At 72.6% G+C, this 2,923-nt stretch carries 2 protein-coding genes; one reads left to right on the top strand and one right to left on the bottom strand.

Going from position 1 to position 2,923, the window contains the following annotated elements:
* Positions 1 to 2,591: helicase-related protein (locus tag HW577_RS23145; RefSeq protein ID WP_198378467.1), on the bottom strand; the 2,591-nt coding region annotated here is incomplete at its 3' end.
* Positions 2,592 to 2,689: 98 nt separating this feature from the next.
* Between HW577_RS23145 and HW577_RS26740 the strand changes: the two genes are divergently transcribed.
* On the top strand, positions 2,690 to 2,923 hold a 234-nt coding region (locus tag HW577_RS26740; protein WP_198378468.1), incomplete at its 3' end, for an MFS transporter.

Here is a 2,923-nt window from a genome sequence, read left to right on the forward strand (position 1 = left end):
GCTTGCCCCTCGGCGGGCGGGGCAGCGGCAGCCGGGCGATCCGGGCGCGGTCCGCGCCGGTCCTCCCGCCGTTCGTCCCGCCGCGGCCCGCGCGGCTGGTCCTGACGCCCTTCGCGCCGCGGGCCGCGATGATGCTCGGGCCTCGCATGGGCAATCCGCGCCGGAGCGGGCGGGCCGAAGGCGCCTTCCTCCAGCACCTCGGCCGGCACCAGGCGGAAGCCCATAGCCTCCAGCACCGTCGCCAGCATGTCGCCCTTGATTCCGAGCCGGCTCGCGAGGTCGCCCGGCAGCAGCGCCGGCGCCCGGCGCGTCAGGTGGCCGAGCTCGCCCGCGATGCGCTCCGCGACATCGAGCCGCAGCACCACCGGCCCCGCAGGCAGCCAGCCCATCGTCTCGGCGAAGCCGCGCGGCCAGTCGGCCGGGGGGCCAAGGGCGATCAGCCCACCCGCCGGCAGCTTGGGCGTCTCGATCCCGCGCAGCAGCGACCACAGCTGCGCGCGCAGCGCCATGGCGCGCGGCTTGAGCGCCTCGGGCACATACAGCGCGTAGCGCCCGGCGCGGATGCCGATGCCCTTGAGCTTCTGCCGCAGGTCGGGGCGGATCTCGGGGTCGGTCCGGCCCATGGCGAGGCCGAGTTCCTCCCGCAGCCGGAAGGCCGGGCCGCGCAGAGTGTTGTCCTCGGCCGCCTTGCCCTCGGCCGCGAAGACCGCGCCGAGCTCGCGCTTGATCAGCGCCTCCAGCCAGGTGGCGAGGCGTTCGCGGATCCGTTCCCGCTGCGCGCCGTCGAGGAACTCGCTCGGCAGCACCTCGATCTGCGGCTTGGAGGGCTCGGGACCGGGCTTGAGCTTCGCCACCTCGGCGATGTCGCCCAGGCCCACCGGCATGTTCGGCGCGTGCGAATAGGCCCAGGTGACCTTGTGCGCGGGCGTGATCGCGAAGGCGTCGTCCTTCGCGGTTTCCAGCATGGCGACACGGCGAGGAATCTCGGCCGACAGCGCGCGGCGGGCGGCTCGCAGCACGACGCGGCGCTCCTCCTCCTCCACCGCGCCCGAGTCGGGCTCGAAGGCGAAGCCCTTCACGTGGCCGACAGGATGGCCTTCTACCACCACCTCGCCGCGGCGGGTGACGGCGGAGAGGAGTTCCTCCTCGTTGTTCTCGTCCAGCTTGCGGATGAGATGGGCGGCGCGGCGGTCCACGAAGCGCGTGGTCAGCGTCTCGTGCAGGGCGTCGCTGACCAGGTCCTCGACGCGCCGGGCATCGGCCTGCAGCGTCGCGGCGTCGTCGAGCCAGTCCGGGCGCGCAGCGATGTAGGCCCAGACGCGGATCGCGGTGATCCGCGCCATCAGCGTGTCCAGGTCGCCATCGGTGCGTTCCAGCGCCGTGATGGCGCCGGAGACCCAGTCCCGCGGCACCCGCCCCTCGCGCGCGAGATGGGTGAAGAGCTTGGCGCAGAGCTTCGTGTGGCTGTCATCGGCCAGCTTGCGGAAATCGGGCACCTGGCAGGATTCCCACAGCAGCCGCACGCGCGACATGGTGTCGGCCAGGCCCCGCACCTCCACGTCGCGCGACATCGCCTCGAGCGTGATGTGGTCGACCGCGTCGTGCCCTTTCGTCAGACCGGGCTGCGGGGGCGAAGCGGCGAGGCTGCCGAGCAGCGCGTCGATGCTGGTGAAGTCGAGGTCCGAGTTCCGCCAGGCGAGCGCCTGGATCGGCTCGAAGGCGTGGGTCTCCACCGCCTCCACGATCTCCTCGGCCATGCCGGGGCATTCGGCGGTGGTGCCGAAGGATCCGTCCTTCATGCCGCGGCCAGCGCGGCCGGCGATCTGCGCGACTTCCTGCGCCGTCAGCGGTCGCGCGTTCTGCCCGTCGAACTTCGACAGCGCGGCGAAGGCGACATGGTCGACGTCCATGTTGAGGCCCATGCCGATCGCATCCGTCGCGACCAGGAAATCGACCTCCCGGTTCTGGTACAGCGCGACCTGCGCGTTGCGCGTGCGGGGGCTGAGGCGCCCCATCACCACCGCGCAGCCGCCGCGCCGCCGGCGCACGGCTTCGGCGATCGCGTAGACCTCGGCCGCGCTGAAGGCGACGATGGCGGAACGTGCGGGCAGGCGGGTGAGCTTGGCCGGGCCCGCATAGGTCAACTGCGAGAGACGCGGGCGTGTCTCGATCTCGGCGCGCGGCACCAGGCGGCGCAGCAGCGGCGCGATCGTCTCGGCGCCGAGGAACATCGTCTCGACCATGCCGCGCGCGTGCAGCAGCCGGTCGGTGAAGACATGGCCGCGGTCCGGGTCGGCGCAGAGCTGGATCTCGTCGATCGCGAGGAACTCGACCGGCCGGTCGAGCGGCATCGCCTCCACCGTACAGGCGAACCATTTCGCCTCGGGCGGGACGATCTTCTCCTCCCCCGTGATCAGGGCGACGTGGCGCTCGCCCTTCTGCGCGACCATGCGGTCGTAGTTCTCGCGCGCCAGCAGGCGCAGCGGGAAGCCGATGATCCCGGACGCATGGGCGAGCAGACGCTCGATCGCGAGATGCGTCTTGCCGGTGTTTGTGGGGCCGAGGACGGCGCGGACCCTGGGTTCGAACATGCGCGCAGGACGTTCCGTGATGAAGGGCAGGCTTCCGTGGCACGCGGCGCGGCTCTTGTCCATGCCGGGGGCGCGCGGCAGGGTGCAACCGCATCCCCGTGACATCGACCGCACCCCGCTTCGCCATCCTATTTGCCTGCCAGTTCGCGGCGGTGGGCGTGCTGTTGCCCTTCATCCCCCCGTTGATGGAAGCCGCGGGGCTTTCGCCCGCCGAGGTCGGAACGGTGCTGGCGGCCGGTGCCGCGCTGCGGCTGCTGTCCGGCCCGCTGGGTGGGCGGCTGGCCGATGCGCTGGGCGCGCCGCGCGCGGTGATGGCCGCGGGCACGGCGCTC

The organism is Neoroseomonas rubea, from assembly GCF_016106015.1.
Taxonomy (GTDB): domain Bacteria; phylum Pseudomonadota; class Alphaproteobacteria; order Acetobacterales; family Acetobacteraceae; genus Neoroseomonas; species Neoroseomonas rubea.